This is a genomic window from Halogranum amylolyticum (assembly GCF_900110465.1).
Lineage (GTDB): Archaea > Halobacteriota > Halobacteria > Halobacteriales > Haloferacaceae > Halogranum > Halogranum amylolyticum.
The window spans coordinates 380,750-401,146 of record NZ_FODV01000001.1 but is presented as its reverse complement, the minus strand read 5'-3'; the positions used below and the strand labels follow the sequence as shown (position 1 = coordinate 401,146).

Below are 20,397 nucleotides of genomic sequence, written 5' to 3'. Positions count from 1 at the left end.
CGCCGACCGAGAGTCCCGTACGCTTATACGCTCTCGCCGACTGTTCCGGTGTAATGGCTCCGGGCGGCCTCCTGCAGGTGGCGCTGTCACAGCTCTCGTTTCTGTCGCAGGTAGCTGCGGGTGCGGTGGCGGGGCTCGCCGCCGCCATCGCCATGGTCGTCCCGATGAGTCGTCAGCCGGAGGGGTTCACCCCGGCCTACATCGCCGCGTCGGTACTCCGCCGCACCACGCCGGACGAAGTGCGCTTCGTGGAGGCCAACGTCGTCCACCACGGGACGGGGATGGTGGCGGGTGGTCTCTACGCCGCTGTGCTCATGTTCCTGAGCGGGGTCGTCCCGGATCTGGTGCGGATGGAACAGGTCGAACTGTTCCCGCATCTGCTCTCCGTCTCGCTCGTCGTCCTGTTCGTCTACGTGTTCTTCGCACATCTGGTCTTACCCCGTGCCGGTGGACGGATCTACGAGGAGCAGGCGACGGCGGTCAGAGGACAGTGGCTGCGCTCGTCGCTCGTGTTCGGAGCGGTGCTCGTCGTCGTCGGACCGACGTTGCTCTCGTCGACGATGTGAGTCACTACTTCCGGGACCGACCCATTTTTCAGCGATTGGCGTCTCAGTAGGGGTCATGACCGACCCGTCCGTGACCGACCTCGACCTCGACTTCGAGCACGTGCCGGAGTCGGACCAGTCGTTCGAGAACGCACTCGGGAAGGCCCGCGCAGGCGAGCGACTGACGGTCGCCGACGGGGTCGAACTCATTACCACCGGTACCGATCGGGAGGGGATCGACCAGCGCCGGAAGGAGCTAGTGCTGGAGGCCGCTGACCGCCGCCGCGCCGAGGTCGTCGGCGACGAGGTGACGTTCGTCGCCAACCTGAACAACAACGTCACCACCGCCTGCGACACGGGCTGTCTCTTCTGTAACTTCAAGGACACCGCCCACCAGTTCGAAGAAGAGTATCAGGCGGAACACGCGGGGTTCACAAAGACGCCCGCGGAGTCCCGCGAGATCGTCGAAGATGCGCTCGACCTCGGCATCTACGAGGTGTGTTCGGTGTCGGGGCTCCACCCCGCCTTCGCGCTGAACGAGGAGCACCACGAGATACTCCGCGCGAAGTCGGCGGCGGGCGGGAAGGATCTGAACTACAAGCCGCCGGAGACGTACACGACCGACCCCGGCACCTACGTCGAACAGATGGAGGCGATGAGCGTCGGCGACGTCCACCTCCACTCGATGACGCCCGAGGAGGCTTATCACGCCAAGCGCGGCACCGACTGGTCCTACGAGTCGGTCTACCGCGAGCTGAAGCAGGCTGGCCTCGACAGCGCGCCCGGCACGGCTGCGGAGATCCTCGTCGACGAGGTCCGAGACGTCATCTGTCCCGGGAAGATCGACACGCAAGACTGGGTCGACGCGATGGAGGGGGCGATGGCCGCCGGCCTCGACACGACGGCGACGATCATGTACGGCCACGTCGAGAACGAGATGCACCGCGTCCAGCATCTGAAGGTCGTCCGCGACCTGCAGGACCGGACGGACGGTATCACCGAGTTCGTCCCGCTCTCGTTTATTCACCAGACGACGCCGCTGTACGAACACGGCGTCGTCGACGGCGGGGCCACAGACGACGAAGACGAGTTGATGATCGCCGTCTCCCGACTCTTCCTCGACAACGTCGATCACGTCCAGTCGTCGTGGGTGAAGTTCGGCGACGCTAAGGGGCTGAAACTACTCAACTGCGGGGCCGACGACTTCATGGGCACCATCCTCTCGGAGGAGATCACGAAGCGCGCCGGCGGGCAGTACGGCGAATACCGCACGTTCGACGAGTACGTCGACATGCTGTCGGCCATCGGCCGCCCGGCGGTCGAACGGTCGACCGACTACCGAAAGCGTCGCCGTATCGACCCCGAAGACGGCCCGCACGGCCCGACGCTCGGTCCGAGGGCGGACGGGACGCCGATGCTCGAGACGGGTCACCGCGAGGGCGGTCCCGAGTCGGCCCACGCCGACGACTAAGCTCTCCTCGACTCGCCGTCTCCAACAGAGCCAAACGCATCCGTCACCGAGTGACGGACGATGATGAGTCCGACCCACACGGCGACGGGAGTCGTCCTCGCCGCTCCCCTCCTCGCCGTCGCACCGGAGTTCGCCGTGGCCGGCGCGCTGGCGGGTATCGTCGGCGGCGTCTTCCCGGACCTCGACCTGTTCGTCGGCGAACACCGCCGGACGTTGCACTTCCCGGTGTACTACTGGTTCCTGGTCCTGCCCGCCGCAGTCGTCGCCGCGGCGAGTCCCTCCACGGTGACGGTGGCGGTCGCGCTCTTCGCGCTCTCGGCGGCGGTCCACTCCGTCGTCGACTGGTTCGGTGCCGGTCCCGAACCGCGGCCGTGGGCCGACCCCTCCGAGCAGGCGGTCTACCTCCACTTCGGGAACCGGTGGCTCACGCCGAAACGGTGGGTCCGCTACGACGGTGCACCCGAGGACCTGCTGTTGACCGGGGCACTCTCGGTGCCCGGGCTCCTCCTGTTCGACGGGTCGGTCCGCACGCTCACGGTCGTCGGCCTCGTCGTCGGCGCGGGCTACACGCTCGTCCGGAAACGTGTCCCCGACTACGTCGAAATCTGACCGCGAAACCCGAGAGTCCGAAGCGGAGCCGAGAGTCAGTCGTCCGACGTCGCCGTCGCGGTCTCCGACTGCAGTCCCTCGACCTCGATGTCGCCCGTGAGTTGGGTGTGCGGGTAGGGCATGTCGATCGCCTCGGCGTCACAGCGCTCCTTGACGGCCTGGACGAGCTCCGAGCGCGTCTTCACGAAGTCAGAGCGGTTCGGTTCGTCGATCCAGAACCGCGTCTGGAGACCGACGTAGGAGTCGGCGAGTTCGGAGACGCGGATGGAGGTACTCGGATCGTCGAGGATGTCGGGGTTCTTCGCCGCCTCGTCGAGGATGACCTCCTTCGCGTGGTCGATGTCGTCGTCGTAGCCGATCCCGAAGACGAACTTCTGGCGCAGTTTGTCGTAGGCGACGGGGTTCTTCAGCGCGTTGTTGGCGAGTTCGCCGTTCGGGACGGTGATGAGCTCGTTGTCGAACGTACGGAGGCGTGAGACGCGCAGGTCGATGTCCTCGACGCGACCCGTGATGTCGTTGACCTCGATCCAGTCGCCGACCTCGAACGGTCTGTCCTTCAGGATGAAGATCCCTGCGACGAAGTTACCGAGGATGTCCTGCGCGGCGAAGCCGACCGCCAGCGCGATCGCACCGGCGAAGACTCCGAACGCCGCGATGACGCTGCCGAACCCGGCGACGGTGAACGCCACCGCGAACGCCAGAATCACGTTCACGACGCCGGTGAGGCTCTCTGCGAGGCTCTTCACGCTCGGGTCGTGGCCTTGTTCGTCAAGCACCCGCTTGATGAGCGGGACGAGAACGGCTCTCCCGAGCAACCAGACGACGACGAACGCGACGACGAACAGTACCGCCGGCACGACGTACTCGGTGACGAGCTGTTGTGTCTCCGGGAACAGTTGGTCGATCTGTAACTGAAGAAGGAGTGTGGCCAACACTGCGATGTCGAACGACATGAACGACGGTCCAGTTGCGACGGCAGCCGCATAAACAATTGGGCCACGGACAGGTCTGCGTACGGTCAGCGCGGCGAATTTTGTCCGGGTTGAGCACCGACGCCGTATCCTGGTGCGGTTCGTATCACGCGACGCACATCCCTCATCAAATAACTGACCTCTATATCCTCAGAGGTAGTTCATGAGTACGACACTGAAAGGGCTTCAATATGTGAAGGGATACATTAATATGGAGAACGTCTGGTGAATCCTTCAAACTGACCTCCACAATCTCTAGAACGAATTTTTTGGATATCTTTCTCTATTTTGTGTCTTTTCTGGATGATGTTGCACACTTTTAAATATATACGACACATTATTTCACCTGCCCATGACCGCCATGGGTGAACGAGCCGGAATGCCATCTCTGGTGCAGGCAGAACTGCCTATTCAGAGGTCGTAGGTCGGTTCTCAACCTCGACCTCCTCTCCGAAGGGGAGGTCGAGTTCTACTGAAAATTCTAATGCGAGAGATATCTTCATTCAGTTCATTAGCTCTGACAACTCTCGAAGAGTAGACTGATCGACCGCCTGATTCCTTCTGTTTGTCCCTATCAGTGTCCGGACTCGTGTGGGTTCGTCGGCGTCTCGTACTGCTCGGCGTGTTCGGTGTACTCGATGAACCGGGGCGCGTCGGGGTCGAACGGTCGTTCCAGCGACTCGAACGCCTGCTTCTTGTCCCACGACTGCAGCCCGCCGATAGCGCTGCGGTCTTCGAGGTCGTGGTAGTCGAGGTCCGCCTTCGTGTGGTTCCACGCCTTCAGCCCCTGTTCGGTGCGGACGACGACGCTCGAGTAGTCGTCGGCGCTCCCGACGGATCCGACCGCCAGGTCCGCACAGTAGCCGCTGAAGTCCGCACACTCGCTACAACCCTTGAGCGCGGCGTCGTGGAAGTTCTCGACGTCCTCTTCCAGGATCTGGTCGCCGTCGTGGTCGTACGCCATCAGTTTCCCGTGCAGCACGTCGAGTTTGCCGATCTCCTCGGGCGAGAGGTCGCGCTTCTCTTCCAGTTGCTCGCCGACGAGTCGGTAGTAGTTGAAGTTCTTGGTACACATCAGCGCGATAGTGTAGTCGATGGCGCGCACGCCGGCCTCCTGACTGCCGTACTCCCACTCGAAGTCCTGGAGCGCGCGGATGCCTTCGATCTCACACGGCGTGCCGACGAGCGCGAGACTCGCCTCCTCCCACGAGACGTCGAGTTTCCCCTCCCAGCGACGGGGATCGAGGTTGCCGAGCGCCATCGTCTGGTTGTAGATGCTCCCCGCGTTGGCGACGAGTTCCTCGTGGGTCGTCGCGAGGAAACTCTCGGCCTTCCACGGCTCCTCGTCGGATTCGGTGGCGACGAGCGCGCCGTCGATCTCGCCCGCTTCCAAGAGATGGCTGAGTACGCTGGTGACCACGCCGCCGTCCTGCGCTCCTTCGGACCAGTCGTCGTCCACCTTCGCCGAGAACTCGGTGATGGGGTCGCCCGCACCGGTCACGTTGTCGTCGCCGCCGGTGATCTTCCACTGACGCTCGTATCGGAGCCCACCCCGGGGACAGAAGTCCCAGCAGAGCGAACAGCCGGTGCACATCTTCACGAGTTCCGGAAGTCCGTCGTCGCCGATGCCGATGGAGTCGGAGGGGCAGGCGGCGACGCAGGTGCCGCACTGGATACACCGCTCGGTGTCGATCACCGCCGCGTCGAGTTCCATGAACCAGGTCTTCTCGTCCGGCGTCTCGATGTCGTTCATCTCCCGGCGGATGCTGTAGTCGGGTGTGTCGAGGTCGACGCGGTCCGCGGAATCGCCGTCGGCGACGTCCCAACCGGTCCCCGTTGCGGGCGCAGTGAACTCGACATCGCCGAGACTCCCCTCGGCGTCGACGTTCACCGGGTACGCGCCGCCGTCGGCGGCGACGTCACTGTCGGTGGCTCCCTCGCCGTCGATGGTTCCGTCGCTGTCTGCCGTCGTCCCACTGTCGGCGGCCCGTCGACGGAACCGAATCGGCTTTCCGCCGTGGTCGTCGGGTCGACGAGGCGGGACGTGGTCGACCGCCGGCACTGCCGCGTGGTCGCCGTCGTCGGCTGTCTCCGGGACGTGCGGGAGCGGGTCCTCCCGGGCCGACTCGACGAGTTCGGGGGCGGCGTCGGCCGGCGCGTTCAGCGGAGCGTCGTCGGAGGCCGACCGCTCGGGGTCAGTCATCGGCGGGCACACCTCCCGAGACGTCCGCCTCGACGCTGCGCATCACGTCGCGCAGACGACCGTTGTCGACGCGTCGACACCACTCGTAGAACCGTTCGTCGTCGGTTCGTTCCTCGGTGTAGGCCGCGAGCAACGCCTCCAGTGCCGGAATCACGGCGTCGGCCGGGACCGCCGTCTCGACCCAGTCGACGAACGCGTTGTCGCTGCCGAGACTACCGCCGAGGCCGACGTCCATCCCCTCGACGATAGTGTCACCCTCGTCGTTCGTACTCTCGACGTCGCCGTCGAGCTTGACCGTCTCGCCGCGGAAGCCGACGTCGGCGATCTGCGGCTGGGCGCAGGAGGCCGAACAACCGCTCATATGCATCCGCACGACGTCGAGGTCGTCGGGCGTGTCGAGACGCTCGTCGAGTTCTCGCGCCCACCGGCGGACGCGCCGCTTGGTCTCGATGATGCCGTAGTTGCAGAACTCGCTGCCCGTACAGCCGACGGCACCGCGCGAGAACGGTCCCGGGTTCGGCTGGTAGTCCGCGGCGAACGGTTCGGCGAGCAGGTCGTGGACGTGCTCCTCGGGGACGTGGCTGACGAGGAAGTTCTGGTCCGTCGCGAGTCTGACCGTCGCGTCCTCGGTTCCGTACCGCTCTGCGGCCCGGGCGGCCTCGACGAACTCGGCACCGCCGATGCGCCCGGCGACGACGTTGAAGCCGACGTACCGGAGACCGTCCTGTTTCTGCTCGTGGACGCCGACGTGGTCGCCGGTGTAGCCGGTGGTCAGGTCCTCGCCGCGCGTGTCGAGGTCGACGCTGCAGCGGTCTCTGACCGCCTGCTCGAACGCCTCGGGACCCATCTGCTGGACGAGATAGCGCATCCGGCAGACGCCGCGGTTGTTCCGGTCGCCGAGTTCCTCGAACGTCTGGGCGACCGCACGACAGAACTCGACGGCGTCCTCGGGGGTGACGAACACGTCGAGGTCGGAGGCCATCCGCGGCCCGTCCGAGAGACCGCCGCCGACGCGGACGTGGAAGCCGTAGTACCAGCCGTCGTCGAGACGTCTCCGTGCGGGGACGAGACCGACGTCGTTGATCTGCGACTGCGCGCAGTCCTCGCGGCAGCCGGTGACTGTGAGCTTGAACTTCCGCGGGAGGTTCGCGTACTCGCGGTTGCCGGTGAAGAACTCCGAGACGGCGTCGACGACCGGCTGGGCGTCGAAACACTCGTGGTCGGTGAGACCGGCGGCCGGGCAGCCGAGGACGTTGCGCGCGGAGTCGCCACAGCCCTGGATCGTCGTGAGACCCACGTCGTCGTACCGCTCCCAGATGGCGGGGACGTCCTCGATCCGGATCCAGTGCATCTGGACGTCCTGTCGGGTGGTGATGTCGAGGAAAGCGTCACCCCAGACGGGGTTCTGCGTCTCGCCGCCGTACTCCTCGGGGGCGGTCGCGTACTCCTCGGCCACCTCGCCGACGACCCGTGCCTGTTCGGGCGTGAGTCGGCCGCCGGGGACCTTCGTCCGCAGCATGAAGTAGCCGCGGTGGGTGCCGTGGGCGTACATCCCGGCCCACTTCAGTCGCTCCCACTCCCCGTCGCCCGCCCGCTCCTCGATCTCGTCGAACGTCAACCCCTCCTCGGCGTACTCGTAGACGTCGTCGACGACGTCCAGCGGGTGCTTCTCCCGTTTCCACCGCTCGACCGCGTTCATCGCCCGCTCCCGTCTCGCCCTGTTCGAGATGCGTTGTCAGTGCTCATGGTTGGCGAGCACGTTTTCCACCGACGACCATGTACGTCTCCGTCGGTGCCACTTCTGCCTGTGCTCCGGGACGGGAGCAGTGGGGGCCGGTGTCTATGACTGCCGGACTGCGCGCCGGCCGCGACGGGGATGGCCGACTCGTCGGCGGGTTAGCGAACCGGGTCGCGACCGACGTCCGTGCGTAGTATCGGCAGCCGTCGCCGGTAACTGTGACGTGTTACCACTTGCCGACCAGCGAGCGGTAGCGACGACCCGCGTCGTCGTCGGCAGCGAGGGCCGTACGAATCCGCTCTGTGACCCAGTCGCTGTCGCCGTTCGGTGACTCCGGCAGGAACCGGTCGTAGACGGGGAGTCGTTCGCCGAGCGGGACGCCGCCCTCGTCGGCGATGTCGTGGAGCTCCCGCAGCGCGGGCCACTCGTAGTCGGGGTTGATGTAGTCGTCCGTCACCGGCGAGACGCCGCCGAGGTCGTCGATACCGCAGTCCAGAAGATTACGAGCGGGCGCGAGGTTCGGCGGCACCTGCACCGAGATCTCCTCCGGGAGGCAGACGCGCGCCATCGCGACGACGCGGCGCATCGTCTCCAGTGACGGCCCCTCGTAGTCGGAGCGCTCGTTCGGGACGACGTTCTGGACGATGAGCTCCTGAACGTGACCGTGTCGCTCGTGGAGGTCGCGGACGGCGAGCAGGCTCTCGGCGCGGTCACGCCAGTCTTCGCCGATGCCGACGAGGATCCCAGTCGTGAACGGGACGCGCTCGCGACCGGCCGCACGGACGGTGTTGAGTCGCTGGCCGGGCGTCTTCCGGCGGTTCCCCGCGTGGGCGTCGACGTCGGCCGTCGTCTCCAGCATCACGCCCATGCTGGCGTTCACCTCGCGGAGTCGCTCGAACTCGGGTTCGGTGAGGTCGCCGGGGTTGCTGTGGGGGAGCAGCCCCTCCTCGAGCGCCAGTTCGCACATCGCATAGAGGTAGTCGACGATGGAGTCGTAGCCCCAGTCGGCGAGTTGGTCGTGAATTTCGGTGTAGCGGTCGTCGGGCTTGTCGCCGAACGTGAACAGCGCCTCCGTACAGCCGGCGTCCGCGCCCAGCCGTAGCTGCTCGCGGACCTGCTCGGGCGACATGAGCGACGCCTGTCCGGGGACGTCGTAGTACGTGCAGTACGTGCACGTGTAGCGGCACGCCGTCGTCAGCGGGAGGAAGACGTTTCGCGAGAAGGTGAGCGACGGGGCCGCCTCGACGTCGGCCGGCGTGACCGACAGCAGGCGCTCGACGTCCGACTCGTCGATCTCGATCTCGATGCCGTACTCGTCGGCCGCCGGGAACATAGCAGTCGCTCCACGCCGGAGTGAGAAAAGCCCTCCCTTCGAGCGGTCGGTTCGAACTCACCACGAGCCGCTCGGCCGTCGGCGACACCACCCCGCGGTACGGTTATGCCGTCGGCACCCGAAGCGGGACCGAGTCATGATCAAACTCGTCATCACGCTCGCCCGGAAGGAGGGCACGAGCTTCGAGGAGTTCAAGCAGTACTACCTCGACGAACACGTCCCCATCGCGGAGGAGATTCCGAACCTGCAGAAGTACACCGTCGCGTTCGCGCTGAGTCCCGACCGCAGCGAGTACGACGCCGTCGCCGAACTCTACTTCGAGGACGCCGCGGCGATGAAGGAGGGGATGGAGTCGGAGGCCGCCGGGGCGGCGCTCGACGACGTGCCCAACTTCGCCGACCACGACGCCGGGTTCAACATGGCGACCGAGGAACTCGTCCAGGTCGACGAGACGTAGTCGGTCGGTGCGGCCGTCTCTCCAACGACGAGGAAGCGCGACCAGCGACTCGCAGGTCACTCGCGTCGGACGCCGACGCGCCCGTCGTTCACGCGGAGGTCGAACCCGGCGTCGACGAGCCAGTCGCGAGCGACGCCGTCGCCGTGGAGCAACACCTCGACGAGGTCGTCGGCCTCGTCGACGTCGGTCGAGAGTCGGAACGAATCGACGACTTCGACCGGCGCGCCGACCGCCTCGGCCGCCCGGAGATGGTCGCGAAACGAGACGCCGTGGTAGTCGACGCGGAAATCGAGATGTCTGACCACCAGTGCGTTCGTCCCGCCGCCACGGCCGGGTGCGACGGCGACGCCCTCGCTGCTGTCGCCGGCGGTCGTCAGCCGTCGGATCGACTCGGGCGTCGCCAGCGGGAGGTCGCTCATCACGACGGCGACGGGGTCGACGGCGGCCGCGAGTGTCGCGTTGACCGCCGTCGAGAGGGGGCTGTCGTCGACGCGGACCGACGCGTCGATCTGGACGAGCGACGTCGCGTCGCTCGCGTCGGCGTCGAGGCGTCCAGTCGTCGGTTCGTCGAGCGGGGCCGTCGCCACCACGAGAGGGTCGTGTCCGGCGGCGCGGACCGCCGTGAGCACGTCCGAGAGCATCGCTCGGGCGAACGCTCTCCGCTCGTCGGGAGAGAGCACGTCCGAGAGCCGAGTCTTCGGCTGCTCGGTCGCGAAGGGGACGACGACGCGCATACCGGCGCTACGCAGCGTGGAAAATAAGGAGTTGGTATCGCGTTCGACTGTGCTCAGCCGAGTTTGTCGTAGGAGTCCTGCTGGGAGCGATACCAGACGACTCCGCCGACGAGGAGACCGACCACGAGCAGTCCGCCCGCCGCGTAGAGAGCGAGTTGCATCGTCTGATCGGACTGCTTGGCCGACTCGGCCTGCGACTGCGCCTCGTTCGCGAGTTCGGTCGCGAGGTCGAACCCCTCTGCGCCGTTCGCGTTGTCGTAGGCGCTGATCGCGTTCGCGAGCGTCTTCTCGGCCTGCTGGCTGTTCGCCCCGTCGACCGCCGTCGACGCCGAGTCGAGCGCCTCGCGTGCGGTGTCACTCTCCTCGGTGTAGTGGTGGGTCTGCCACGAGTCGATGGCGTTCTCGACCCGCCGTCGCGAGCCTGCGTCAGCGACACGAGAGGAACTGTTGGGCGGGGTCGTAGCTGTAGTTCTCCACCTCGGGGACCGTCCCCGTCACCTTCACCCGTACCTCGCTAACGTCGTCGGCGGCGGCGACGTCGACCGAAGCGTTCTGCCCGTCGGCGGACTGCTGGTCGAGTTTCGAGCCGGTCTGGTCGTAGCTCGTCACTGTCCACGTGACGTCGGTGAGTTCGGTCTCACCCTGGAGCGTCCACGCCTCCAGTTGGGGGTCCTTGTACAGTTCGTCCAGCGTCACCGTCGCGCTCACCTGGCTGCCGACCTCGGCCTCGTCGGGAACGTCGCTCTCGGCGACGGAGACGGCGGCGGCTGGCGCCGCCACCGTCGTCAGGAGGACGAGGCAGGCGACCAGGAGGCTAAAACAGCGACTCGAGTTCGTCTTCGTCATCGTGAACTAAGTTGTCGAGGTTCGTCTCGCTCTCTTGGTTGATCTCGTCGATGTTCTCCTGTGCCTCGATGGCGACCTGCTGGAGCTCTTTGATGCGCGGGACGTTCGTCACGCCCGACAGGAGGATGACGCTCGCGACGAAGCCGCTGCCGGTGACGGGGTAGTCGCCACCGCGGACCTCCATGCTCCCGGTCTGCTCCTCGAGCCACTTCCGGCTGCGCTCTATCCCTTTCCGGTTGAGGTACGCCGGCGGCCCCGCCATCACCAGCAGCGCGCGCTCGGTCCCGTCGATCTCGCAGGGGAGCGTGAGACGGCCCAGCGCCGCCTTCCGGACGAGGCTCGTGATGCGGTTGGTCGTCCGTGCCGTGTCGAGTCCGTCGTCCTCGTTCTTGCTCCCGGTGAGTCGCGAGAGCAGGCCGCCGGAGTTCTGGACCTCTTCGACCTCTTCGCGGGCGTAGCCGACGGTCGAGACGCCGCCGCCGGCGAGTGTGTTGATGATCTCGCTGGAGTCGACGAAGCTCTCTGCGACCTCGCCGCCAGTCACCTCGCCCGCACCGAAGAGGATGCCGAACCGCTTGACGATCTCCTCGTTGATCTCGTCGTAGCCGCCCTGCACCGACTCGCCGGTCTTGCGCCAGGCGTCGTTGTCGAAGACGAGCAGGTTGTCCACCTCGCGGACGAACGTCTGGAACGACCGCGCGGCGTTGAGCGTGTAGATGCCACCCTCGTCGCTACCCGGCAGCACGCCCAGTCCGTAGACAGGTTCGGTGTAGATACGCTTGAGATGCTTCGCGAGGACGGGTGCGCTGCCGGAGCCGGTGCCACCACCGAGCCCGGAGACGATGAGGAACGCGTCGACTTCGTGGACGGGTACCGAGTCGATCGCGCCCTGAACCTCGTCGACGTCCTCCTCCGCGATCTCGGCACCGAGCTCATTGTCGGCCCCGACGCCGTGGCCCTTCACCCGCGACTGCCCGATGAGCACCCGTTTCTCCTCCGGGATGTGGGTGAGTCCCATCAGGTCGGCCTTCGCGGTGTTGACTGCGACGGCCGCCTTGACGATTCCGGCGTCGTGGCGCTTGTCGTACTCGACGAACTTGTCGACGATCTTCCCGCCGGCCTGCCCGAATCCGATCATCGCCAGCTTCATAGTTGTATTCCCCTCGTTATTGCGCGAATCCCAAGTGGAAGGGGAAGATAAATTTTGTGATGGCAGAAGGTACGATCTACTTTCCTTTCGGGGGTAGAATCGCAGTACTGAAGCCGCTTTTCGTATCATCAGAAGTTCGTCAATCGTACTTCCGTCTATCAGGAAATTCTAGGTTTCATATGAGTTGGCGTCGGTGGTAACCGTCGGGTTAGGAGGGGGGTTGCTGGCGACGGTCCGAAAAACCGTGAGACGTCGAGATTCGGCAGCGAAAAGCGCTCTAACGGACGGCGGCGGGGTCGAAGACGGGGTGCCGGCTCAGGCGTTGAGATACGACGAGAGCGTCTTCAGGTCGTCTTCCGCGCGGTCGAACGCGCCGACGTCGTTGTGGCTCGTCGTGTTGTCGAACTTCAGCGAACGGTACTGATCGGAACCCATCGGGAACCCCGGAATCTTCCCGCCGATCGAGAGGCCGACGCCGGCGAGACCCATCGGGACGGGGACGACAGTCACCGACCGCCCTTCGGCACCGTGTGCCAGCTTCGCCACCTCGGCGAGCGTCAGTTTCTCGGGACCGCCGATCTCGTAGCTCTTCCCGACGTGGACGTCGTCGTCGAGTGCGTCCACAAGCATCGGCACGAGGTCGCCGACCCAGATGGGTTGGAACCCCGTCTTGCCGCCGCCGGGCAGCGGTGTGACGTACGGCGGGGCGAGTTTCTTGGTGAACGAGACGAACTCCCCACCCTCGCCGAAGACGACGGAGGGACGAAAGATGGTCCACTCGAGGTCCGAGGCTCGGACGACCTCCTCGGCACGTCCCTTCGCGCGGATGTACGCCGTCGGCCCGTCCGGGTCGGCACCGAGCGCACTCATCTGGACGAACCGCTCTACACCGTGTTCTTCCGCCGCCTTGACCGCGTTCTCCGTCCCGCCGAGGTGGATCTCCAGATGCTTCTCGTCGCCACCTTTCGGTTTGAACAGGGGTGAGAGCGCGACGAGGAAGAAGACGGCGTCCTGGCCCTCGAAGGCACCCTCCATACTGTCGTAGTCGGTGACGTCACCGGTCGCGGTTTTCACGCCGTCGGGGAGTTCCTCGTCGTCCGGGCTGCGCGAGAGAACCGTCACCTCGTGGCCGCGTTCGAGGAGCTCTCGGCTCAGGTTCGTCCCGATGAAACCGCTGCCGCCGATGACCAGAGCTTTCATAGTCGAGATATCTCACGGAACGAACGTAAAGCTACCGCGGCGATGCGGCGGTGTCTGCCGGTTTCGACCGATACGGCCCACGAGACGGCAGACGAGTAGCTATCAAGGTTTAAGCCACGCCACCCGGGTTCTCCTCGTATGCTCGTTACGCTCGAAGGCCTCGACGGCAGCGGTAAGTCGACTGTCTGGGAGGCGCTCCACGACAGCTACCCCGACGCAGTGTTCACGCACGAACCCACGGAATCGTGGTACGGGGAGGCGGTCAACCGCGCCATCGAGGACGACGAGGCCGACCCGTTGGCGACGCTGTTTCTCTTCACGGCCGACCACGCCGACCATCTCTCGCGAGTGGTCCGTCCGGCGCTCGCCGACGACGAGCTCGTCATCTCCGACCGCTACTCGGACTCGCGGTTCGCCTACCAGGCGGCGAGCCTGTCCGACTCGGAGCTCACCCGTCCGCTGGAGTACATCCGCGGTATCCACACGGCGTTCTCGCGACCGCCGGACGCGACGATCTACCTCGACGTCGACCCCGAGACCGCCGCCGCACGGAGCGGAGCGACCAACAAGTTCGAACAGGCGAGCTACCTCGCGGAGGTCCGGGCGAACTACGAGCGGCTGATCGACGCCGAACCCGAACGGTTCGTCCGCGTCGACGCCACGCAGTCACCCGAGGCGGTCATCGACGCCGTCGAGACCGCTCTCGAACGACTGGTCGAGTAAGCGGTCGAAGGCAGGTAGAGTGCGAGCGCGGGTTTCCGCTGTAAGCGTCACCAGCGACCCGTCGGTCCGAGAGTGCGAGTGCGGGTTTCCGCTGTAAGTGCGGAAGACGAAGTCGGTCGAGCGAGCGAGGGCGACGACTGTCGGTAGCCAGCGCGACGGAGAGTCGCCGTCGAGTCGCTCGCGAGGGCGACGAAAACACGCTCGAAACCGTAATCGCCCCAATTCGTCGTCTCTCTTTCTCCTCCTCCTCCGGTCCGAGAGTGCGAGTGCGTGTTTCCGCTGTAACTGACGAAGCGGCGGAGCGTCGAAGCTGATCGCGAATCGTGGTCATTTAAACATCGATCATCAGAGCGTGTTTCCGCTGTAAATCTACGGGTAGAAACGTTTTAAAATCGTTTCTCTAATCAACCACAATAATAAATAGAAAGATTTATAATCTATTTATATATAGAATTTAAGACGACGTGGTCCGAGTCTCGATTCGTCCGACGAAGCGTCGAGATCGGAGGCGTGAGCGGCGACAGACGTGGATGCGTTCCGTTCGAGGGCGAAACTTCCGGGGCCGAGGGACGACCACACTCTCGTCCGTTTACAGCGGAAACACGCGCGTCCACACTTGCCGACTGGGCAGCGATCCGTAGAGACGGTTCGGAACTGACGTGCTCTACGGCTGCCCCACCCCGAGGCGTTTACAGCGGAAACTCGCCCTCACGCACCGACTCGGGGGAGGGCGGCGTCGACCGTCGGGAGACGCCGACGAGCGAGAAGCGACCGCCTCCACCCTCTACGGTTTACAGCGGAAACACGCGCGTCCACTCTCCGACGTCGTGTTCGTCTTCCCGCTTCGATCGTCATCTCTCCCGTCGACGGCGGGCTCTCCCCTCGATCGTCGTTTCACTCTCGTCGACGTTCCGTCTCTCTTCGACAGCGACTGACCACGGAAGACAGTGGAAACGTCCACCGGTGCCCCCTTAGAGCGGAAACGCCGCCGCCAGCGGTGCGCGTCTTTCCGTTCTAACGTGCAGTACTTGCCGTTACTGTTCGATGGAACCGCCGAGTTACAGCGGAAGCGCGCATATAAACACTCAAGAGTGTTGCCGGAGCTTGAGAGAGACGATGGGCGACATCTCCAACTACTTCGAGGGGGTCACCACCGTCTTTCGGAACAAGGACCTCCTGCAGATCGACCACGTCCCCGACAACGAACGCCTCATCATCGGTCGCGAGAGCCAGTTGAACGCGCTCGCGACCGGCCTCCAGCCGGCCGTCGAGGGGCAGAAGCCGAACAACGTGCTCATCTACGGGAAGACCGGGACGGGGAAGTCGCTCTGCTCGAAGTTCATGGCCCGGCAGCTGGTCTCTGCGGCCTCGGAGAACGACGTCTCGGTGGGTGTCGCCTACGTCGACTGCTTCCAGGACTCGACGGAGTCGCAGGTGATCCGCTCGCTGGGGTCGACCATCAACGACCAGGAGGTGACCGACGAGACGTTCCCCGCCAGCGGGGTTTCGACCTCCGAGTGTTACAAGCGGGCGTGGCGCGTCATGGACGAGCTGTACGACGTCGTCGTCGTCGTCCTCGACGAACTCGACAAGATGGACGACCCGAACTCGGCGCTGATGAACCTCTCGCGGGCGGCCGAAGCCGAGAAGATCCAGTCGTGCAAACTCGGCATCATCGGCATCAGCAACAAACCGCGGTTCAAAGACCGACTCAACGAGCGCGCTCGATCGAGTCTCTGTCAGCGCGACTTCGTCTTCCCGCCGTACGACGCCGACCAGATCGAACAGATCCTGGAGGCGCGCGACGGCGCTTTCAAAGACGACGTGCTCGAACCGGGTGTCATCCCGCGCGCCGCCGCGCTCGCGGCGCGTGAACACGGCGACGCGCGGAAGGCGATCGACATCCTCCGGACGGCCGGTGAGATGGCCCAAGAGGAACAGGCCGAGACGGTCCGCGAGGGGCACGTCGACGCCGCACAAGTGCAGACCGAACGCGACCACCTCATCGAGGTACTGGCCGAACAGCCGCCGCACTCCCGCTACGTCCTCAAGTCGGTCGCGCTCCTCGATCAGCGGATGTCAGACGACCGGGCGGTCAAGTCGAGCGACGTGAACCAGCTCTACCGACAGATCTGCACCGAACAGTACAGCTCCGACCCGCTCTCGTGGCGTCGCGTGCGCGATCTCCTGCACGAACTGGAGTTCCTCGAGATCATCGAACGTAAGCGGAAGGGAGCGGGACGGGGCGAGGGTGGCTACATGGAGACCCACCTGCTCGACGCCCCCGAGATCGTCATCGACGCCTGCGACGCCATCGAGTCCGACGCCCACTGACCAGTCGCCGATTCGGGCCGCCGATCGGACGTCGATCCGTCGCAGACGCACTGCCGATCCGTCGCAGACGCACTGCCGATCCGACGTCGACCCTTCTCTGCTCGTCCGAACTCCACGGGCATTTATCCACCCCCGTCCTTGAGTCGGTTGTGAACCCAGACGAGAACCACCACGGGTGGGCGAACCGCTCCGGGGACTTCTCGCCCGCCTACTACGCGGAGATCGGTCCCAACGAGGTGAGCGAGACGCTGACGACGGTGTTCGAACACTTCGCGCGCGACGACCCCGCCGTCCTCGAAGTCGGCTGTAGCTCCGGTCGCCACCTCGCACACCTGCTCGACCACGGGTACGAGAACCTCACTGGGATCGACCTCAACGACGAGTCGTTCGAGGTGATGGCCGACTACTACCCCCAGCTAGCCGAGACGGGGACGTTCCTCGCCGGTGCGATCGAGGAGCTCCTACCGGAGTTCCCCGACGACAAGTTCGACGTCGTCTACTCGGTCGAGACGCTCCAGCACGTCCACCCCGACGACGAGTGGGTGTTCGAAGAGCTGGCTCGCGTCTCCACTGATCTCGTCGTCACCGCCGAGAACGAAGGGAACAGTCCTCAGCGCGGCCGCGACGGGGACGAAGTGAGCTACGTCAACGACGACTTCCCGCTCTATCACCGCGACTGGAAGGACGTCTTCACCGACCTCGGCCTCGCACAACTCCTCCGCGAACCGAGCAAGCGCGACACGGTCCGCGTGTTCCGGGTTCTCTGAGCACGGCGCTTCGTCTCTCGTTGTCTCATCTGATCGCCGCTGCCTCCGACTCACCGACCCGACAGTATTTGTGGCGGACGTGTGAACTGCCCGCACATGACGTGGCACGTCTCCGTTCCGACCGACTCCTACGACGTCGCCCGCGAGGAGTTCTCGTGGGAGTTCCCCGACGGCTACAACGCGGCACACGACCTCCTACGGAAACACGACGACCCCGACGACCGGGTCGCTCTCTCACAGCCCGCCGCCGACGGAACTCGTGAGGACTACACGTTCGCCGACCTCGACCGACGGTCGAACCGGGTCGCGAACGCGCTCCGCGCTCGCGGCGTCGACCGGGGCGACCGGGTCGCGGTGTTCGTCCCGCAGAAGCCCGCGAACCTGCTGACTCATCTCGCCTGTTGGAAACTAGGTGCGGTCTCGCTCCCGCTGTCGACGCTCTTCGGCGAGGACGCCCTTCGATACCGCCTGCGTGACAGCGAGTCGGTGGTGGTCGTCGCCGACGAGAGCGTCCTCGACGTCGCCGCCGCCGCCGTACCCGACTGTCCCGATCTGACGCACGTGTTGACGGTCGACGCGGACGCGGAACACCCCTCTCTCACTCCCGACACCGACGACGCGACGGCCGCCGAGCGGTTCGCGGCCGTCGTCGACGACGCGGACCCGACGTTCGACCTCGTCGACACCGACCACGAGACGCCGGCCATCGTGATGTACACGAGCGGGAGCACCGGTCCGCCGAAGGGCGTACTCCACAGCCACGGCGTCTGGGCCGGCCACTGCCCGGCGTTCTCGATGTACTTCGAGCACGACGTCGACGCCGACGACGCCGTGTTCTGGACGCCGGCGGACTGGGCGTGGATCGGCGCGCTCGGCGACCTCGTCTTTCCGGCGTGGCACTACGGACGACCGGTCGTCGGCACGCCGACGGGGTCGTTCGACCCCGAGCGAGCGTTCGAGACGCTCGAGACGTTCGACGTCACGCACACGTTCCTCCCACCGACGGCGATCCGGATGATGATGCACGTCGACGACCCGGCCGGCCGGTTCGACCTCTCGGTTCGGGCTATCTGTTCGGGCGGAGAACCGCTGACGCCCGAGATCCTCGAGTGGGCCGACGAGGAGCTTGGCGGCGTCGCCGTCAACGAGCTCTACGGGCAGACGGAGGCGAACCTCCTCGTGACTAACTGCCGACAGTGGTTCGAGGCTCGCCCCGGAAGTATGGGAAAGCCCGTCCCCGGCCACGACGTCGCCGTCGTCGACCCCGAGACGGGCGACCGACGAGAGACGGGAACCGTGGGCGAGATCGCCGTCCGCCGCGACGGCGACCCGGTAGTGTTCACGGAGTATCTCGACGACCCGGAGAAGACGGCCGCCACGACGGTCGGCGACTGGCATCTGACGGGCGACCTGGGCGTCGCAGACGAAGAGGGCTACTTCTGGTTCAAAGCCCGCGACGACGACCTCATCGTCACCAGCGGCTACCGGGTCGGACCGGGCGAGGTCGAAGGGGTGTTGCTCGACCACGAGGCAGTCGAACAGGTCGGCGTGGTCGGTGTCCCCGACGAGATGCGCGGCGAGGTCGTCAAGGCGTTCGTCCAACCCGCCGCCGGCGTCGGTGACTTCGAGACGGTGCGCGAGGAGCTCCGGGACCTCGTCCGAGACCGACTCGCGAAGTACGAGTACCCGCGGGAGATCGAGTTCGTGGACGAACTGCCGCAGACGACGACCGGGAAGATCCAGCGCCGAAAACTCCGGGAGCGGGAGACGTGAGTCCGATCGTCTGCGGACAGCCTCCTCAGCGGGTGTCCGGGAGTTCGTACTCGTCGGGCGAGGGGATGTACAGCACGTCGATAGTGAAGCCGAGTGCGAGCGGCATCCCGATCATCACGCCGACGGCCGCGGCGGAACTGCCGAGGTCGACGCCGATACCGAACACGCCCGAGAAGACGAGCGTCGTCGTCAACAGGACGACCGGGATGAGCAGCAGGGCGTAGAGCACCGAACCCCACTGAGTGTTCAGGCGGATGCGGAAGAACCGGGTCATCACGGCGGCGATGAGCGTGTGAACTACGAGGACAACCCCGAGGAGGACGAGGTTGATGACCGAGACCATACTGTCGTTACGGGGTCGGTCGACTTTGCCCTGTCGGAAGCGGGGTCGGCACGCGACTTCCATCCTCGTCGTCACGCCGTCGTTCCGTTCCCGCCTGATTTATCACCGTCGACCGTGACGCACCGGCCATGCATCGATGCATCGGCGAGCGGTCTCTCGACGAGACGGCGGCGTCCGTCGACGAGGCACGCGCGCTCTATCGGGATATGGTTCGGGCCCGTCGCTTCGACGAGCGGTCGGTGGCGCTCCAGCGTCGGGGCTGGATGAGCGGCTACCCACCGTTCGAGGGACAGGAGGCCTCGCAGGTCGGGGCCGCCCACGCGATGGCCGACGACGACTGGCTGTTTCCGACCTACCGTTCGAACGCCCTCCAGCTCGCCCGCGGCGTCCCGCTCTCGGACATCTTCCTCTTCCGTCGCGGCCGCGCGGAGTTCCACTCCGACCACGACGTCCCGGTGTTCCCGCAGGCGGTCCCCATCGCGACGCAGATCCCCCACGCGACCGGGGCCGGGATGGCTCGGAACTACCGCGGCGACGACGAGGCGATGCTCGTCTGTTTCGGCGACGGCGCGACGAGCGAGGGCGACTTCCACGAGGGGCTGAACTTCGCCGGCGTCTTCGACGCGCCGGTCGTCTTCTTCTGTGAGAACAACGGCTGGGCCATCTCGCTGCCGCGGGAGCGGCAGACGGCCAGCGACTCCATCGCAGTCAAGGCCGACGCCTACGGCATCGAGGGCGTGCAGGTCGACGGCAACGATCCGCTCGCCGTCTACGAGATGGTTTCGGACTGTCTCCGGAGCGCCCGCGAGGGGAACCCGGTGCTCGTCGAGAGTCTCACCTACCGACAGGGGGCGCACACGACGGCCGACGATCCGAGTCGCTACCGCGATGCGGAGCCGGACGTCCCCGAGTGGCGGCGACGCGACCCGCTCGAACGCTACGAGGAGTATCTCCGCGAGCAGGGCGTCGTCGACGACGAGTTCGTCGAGTCGGTGTACGACGACGCCGACGAGGAACTCGCCGCCGCGATAGAGGAGGCCGAGGCGGTCGACTCTCCCGACCCCGACGAACTGTTCGACGCCGTCTTCGCCGACCTCCCGCCGTCGCTCCGCGAGCAGCGGGCCGAACTCCACGACTTCCTCGAGCGACACGATCCCCAGGAGTTGGATCTGAGTTAGTCGACGCGAACCCGGCTTCGTC

Annotated in this window: 17 protein-coding genes and 1 pseudogene; 9 read left to right on the top strand and 9 right to left on the bottom strand. The window is 65.7% G+C overall.

Features of this window, described 5'->3' with window-relative positions; all coding sequences use genetic code 11:
- The first annotated feature begins 53 nt into the window (after positions 1-53).
- From BSG17_RS01935 to BSG17_RS01925, 3 genes are read left to right on the top strand one after another with little or no spacing between them, the layout of a single operon-like run.
- Complete coding sequence (locus BSG17_RS01935) at positions 54-566, top strand: hypothetical protein (protein WP_089820770.1); 513 nt, start codon at positions 54-56, stop codon at positions 564-566.
- A gap of 55 nt (positions 567-621) precedes the next feature.
- The gene (gene cofH / locus BSG17_RS01930; RefSeq protein ID WP_089820769.1) at positions 622-2,016 is read left to right on the top strand and encodes a 7,8-didemethyl-8-hydroxy-5-deazariboflavin synthase subunit CofH; all 1,395 of its coding nucleotides are present in this window, start codon (positions 622-624) and stop codon (positions 2,014-2,016) included.
- A gap of 60 nt (positions 2,017-2,076) precedes the next feature.
- Positions 2,077-2,625 carry a hypothetical protein gene (locus BSG17_RS01925; RefSeq protein ID WP_089820768.1) on the top strand — a complete coding sequence of 183 codons (549 nt, stop codon included), beginning with the start codon at positions 2,077-2,079 and terminating at the stop codon, positions 2,623-2,625.
- A 35-nt stretch (positions 2,626-2,660) separates the two neighbouring features.
- Here BSG17_RS01925 and BSG17_RS01920 read toward each other — a convergent pair whose 3' ends face one another.
- The 4 genes from BSG17_RS01920 to cofG all read right to left on the bottom strand — a co-directional run bounded on the left by BSG17_RS01920 (position 2,661) and on the right by cofG (position 8,870).
- Positions 2,661-3,578 carry a mechanosensitive ion channel family protein gene (locus BSG17_RS01920; RefSeq protein ID WP_089820767.1) on the bottom strand — a complete coding sequence of 306 codons (918 nt, stop codon included), beginning with the start codon at positions 3,576-3,578 and terminating at the stop codon, positions 2,661-2,663.
- Positions 3,579-4,170: 592 nt separating this feature from the next.
- Positions 4,171-5,799 carry a Coenzyme F420 hydrogenase/dehydrogenase, beta subunit C-terminal domain gene (locus BSG17_RS01915; RefSeq protein ID WP_089820766.1) on the bottom strand — a complete coding sequence of 543 codons (1,629 nt, stop codon included), beginning with the start codon at positions 5,797-5,799 and terminating at the stop codon, positions 4,171-4,173.
- The gene (locus tag BSG17_RS01910) at positions 5,792-7,498 is read right to left on the bottom strand and encodes a nitrite/sulfite reductase (RefSeq protein ID WP_089820765.1); all 1,707 of its coding nucleotides are present in this window, start codon (positions 7,496-7,498) and stop codon (positions 5,792-5,794) included. The genes BSG17_RS01915 and BSG17_RS01910 overlap by 8 nt, the downstream gene beginning before the upstream one ends.
- Positions 7,499-7,763: 265 nt before the next feature.
- Positions 7,764-8,870, bottom strand: a complete 1,107-nt coding sequence (cofG, locus tag BSG17_RS01905; protein ID WP_089820764.1) for a 7,8-didemethyl-8-hydroxy-5-deazariboflavin synthase subunit CofG — start codon at positions 8,868-8,870, stop codon at positions 7,764-7,766.
- A gap of 136 nt (positions 8,871-9,006) precedes the next feature.
- On the opposite strand from cofG, the gene BSG17_RS01900 reads away from it, so the two are divergent.
- Positions 9,007-9,327 (top strand): EthD family reductase, encoded by a 321-nt coding sequence (locus tag BSG17_RS01900; RefSeq protein WP_170864686.1) that lies wholly within the window; start codon positions 9,007-9,009, stop codon positions 9,325-9,327.
- A 56-nt stretch (positions 9,328-9,383) separates the two neighbouring features.
- Here BSG17_RS01900 and cofC read toward each other — a convergent pair whose 3' ends face one another.
- The 4 genes and pseudogenes from cofC to BSG17_RS01880 form a co-directional block, all read right to left on the bottom strand.
- Positions 9,384-10,061 (bottom strand): 2-phospho-L-lactate guanylyltransferase, encoded by a 678-nt coding sequence (gene cofC, locus BSG17_RS01895; RefSeq protein ID WP_089820762.1) that lies wholly within the window; start codon positions 10,059-10,061, stop codon positions 9,384-9,386.
- 53 nt (positions 10,062-10,114) lie between these two features.
- A pseudogene (locus BSG17_RS01890) lies at positions 10,115-10,907 on the bottom strand (hypothetical protein).
- Entirely contained in the window at positions 10,876-12,057 is a 1,182-nt protein-coding gene (locus tag BSG17_RS01885; protein WP_170864685.1) for a tubulin/FtsZ family protein, read from the bottom strand. Before BSG17_RS01885 ends, BSG17_RS01890 begins: the two are co-directional and overlap by 32 nt.
- A gap of 315 nt (positions 12,058-12,372) precedes the next feature.
- Positions 12,373-13,257: a complex I NDUFA9 subunit family protein gene (locus BSG17_RS01880; RefSeq protein ID WP_089820761.1), complete on the bottom strand. Its 885-nt coding sequence runs from the start codon at positions 13,255-13,257 to the stop codon at positions 12,373-12,375.
- A 138-nt stretch (positions 13,258-13,395) separates the two neighbouring features.
- On the opposite strand from BSG17_RS01880, the gene tmk reads away from it, so the two are divergent.
- From tmk to BSG17_RS01855, 4 genes are all read left to right on the top strand, one after another.
- A complete protein-coding gene (gene tmk, locus BSG17_RS01875; protein WP_089820760.1) occupies positions 13,396-13,980 on the top strand; it encodes a dTMP kinase in 585 nt (194 codons plus the stop codon).
- A 1,116-nt stretch (positions 13,981-15,096) separates the two neighbouring features.
- Positions 15,097-16,314, top strand: a complete 1,218-nt coding sequence (locus BSG17_RS01865) for a Cdc6/Cdc18 family protein (protein ID WP_089820758.1) — start codon at positions 15,097-15,099, stop codon at positions 16,312-16,314.
- A 149-nt stretch (positions 16,315-16,463) separates the two neighbouring features.
- Positions 16,464-17,081, top strand: a complete 618-nt coding sequence (locus tag BSG17_RS01860; RefSeq protein ID WP_089820757.1) for a class I SAM-dependent methyltransferase — start codon at positions 16,464-16,466, stop codon at positions 17,079-17,081.
- A gap of 96 nt (positions 17,082-17,177) precedes the next feature.
- Positions 17,178-18,854, top strand: coding sequence for an acetate--CoA ligase (locus tag BSG17_RS01855; protein WP_089820756.1), 1,677 nt, complete (start codon positions 17,178-17,180; stop codon positions 18,852-18,854).
- 25 nt (positions 18,855-18,879) lie between these two features.
- On the opposite strand, the gene BSG17_RS01850 is transcribed toward BSG17_RS01855, so the two are convergent.
- Positions 18,880-19,197, bottom strand: a complete 318-nt coding sequence (locus tag BSG17_RS01850) for a DUF7991 family protein (RefSeq protein ID WP_089821015.1) — start codon at positions 19,195-19,197, stop codon at positions 18,880-18,882.
- 128 nt (positions 19,198-19,325) lie between these two features.
- Here BSG17_RS01850 and pdhA point away from each other — a divergent pair, with 128 nt between their 5' ends.
- Complete coding sequence (pdhA, locus tag BSG17_RS01845; RefSeq protein ID WP_089820755.1) at positions 19,326-20,375, top strand: pyruvate dehydrogenase (acetyl-transferring) E1 component subunit alpha; 1,050 nt, start codon at positions 19,326-19,328, stop codon at positions 20,373-20,375.
- The last annotated feature ends 22 nt before the right edge of the window (positions 20,376-20,397 follow it).

Bases quoted from the DNA above. Each gene is read 5' to 3' on its own strand.
- cofC (WP_089820762.1), bottom strand. From the start codon at position 10,061: ATGCGCGTCGTCGTCCCCTTCGCGACCGAGCAGCCGAAGACTCGGCTC.
- BSG17_RS01885 (WP_170864685.1), bottom strand. From the start codon at position 12,057: ATGAAGCTGGCGATGATCGGATTCGGGCAGGCCGGCGGGAAGATCGTC.
- BSG17_RS01865 (WP_089820758.1), top strand. From the start codon at position 15,097: ATGGGCGACATCTCCAACTACTTCGAGGGGGTCACCACCGTCTTTCGG.
- BSG17_RS01880 (WP_089820761.1), bottom strand. From the start codon at position 13,257: ATGAAAGCTCTGGTCATCGGCGGCAGCGGTTTCATCGGGACGAACCTG.
- BSG17_RS01910 (WP_089820765.1), bottom strand. From the start codon at position 7,498: ATGAACGCGGTCGAGCGGTGGAAACGGGAGAAGCACCCGCTGGACGTC.
- BSG17_RS01920 (WP_089820767.1), bottom strand. From the start codon at position 3,578: ATGTCGTTCGACATCGCAGTGTTGGCCACACTCCTTCTTCAGTTACAG.
- BSG17_RS01925 (WP_089820768.1), top strand. From the start codon at position 2,077: ATGATGAGTCCGACCCACACGGCGACGGGAGTCGTCCTCGCCGCTCCC.
- BSG17_RS01915 (WP_089820766.1), bottom strand. From the start codon at position 5,799: ATGACTGACCCCGAGCGGTCGGCCTCCGACGACGCTCCGCTGAACGCG.
- BSG17_RS01855 (WP_089820756.1), top strand. From the start codon at position 17,178: ATGACGTGGCACGTCTCCGTTCCGACCGACTCCTACGACGTCGCCCGC.
- BSG17_RS01900 (WP_170864686.1), top strand. From the start codon at position 9,007: ATGATCAAACTCGTCATCACGCTCGCCCGGAAGGAGGGCACGAGCTTC.
- BSG17_RS01935 (WP_089820770.1), top strand. From the start codon at position 54: ATGGCTCCGGGCGGCCTCCTGCAGGTGGCGCTGTCACAGCTCTCGTTT.
- BSG17_RS01850 (WP_089821015.1), bottom strand. From the start codon at position 19,197: ATGGTCTCGGTCATCAACCTCGTCCTCCTCGGGGTTGTCCTCGTAGTT.
- cofH (WP_089820769.1), top strand. From the start codon at position 622: ATGACCGACCCGTCCGTGACCGACCTCGACCTCGACTTCGAGCACGTG.
- tmk (WP_089820760.1), top strand. From the start codon at position 13,396: ATGCTCGTTACGCTCGAAGGCCTCGACGGCAGCGGTAAGTCGACTGTC.
- pdhA (WP_089820755.1), top strand. From the start codon at position 19,326: ATGCATCGATGCATCGGCGAGCGGTCTCTCGACGAGACGGCGGCGTCC.
- cofG (WP_089820764.1), bottom strand. From the start codon at position 8,870: ATGTTCCCGGCGGCCGACGAGTACGGCATCGAGATCGAGATCGACGAG.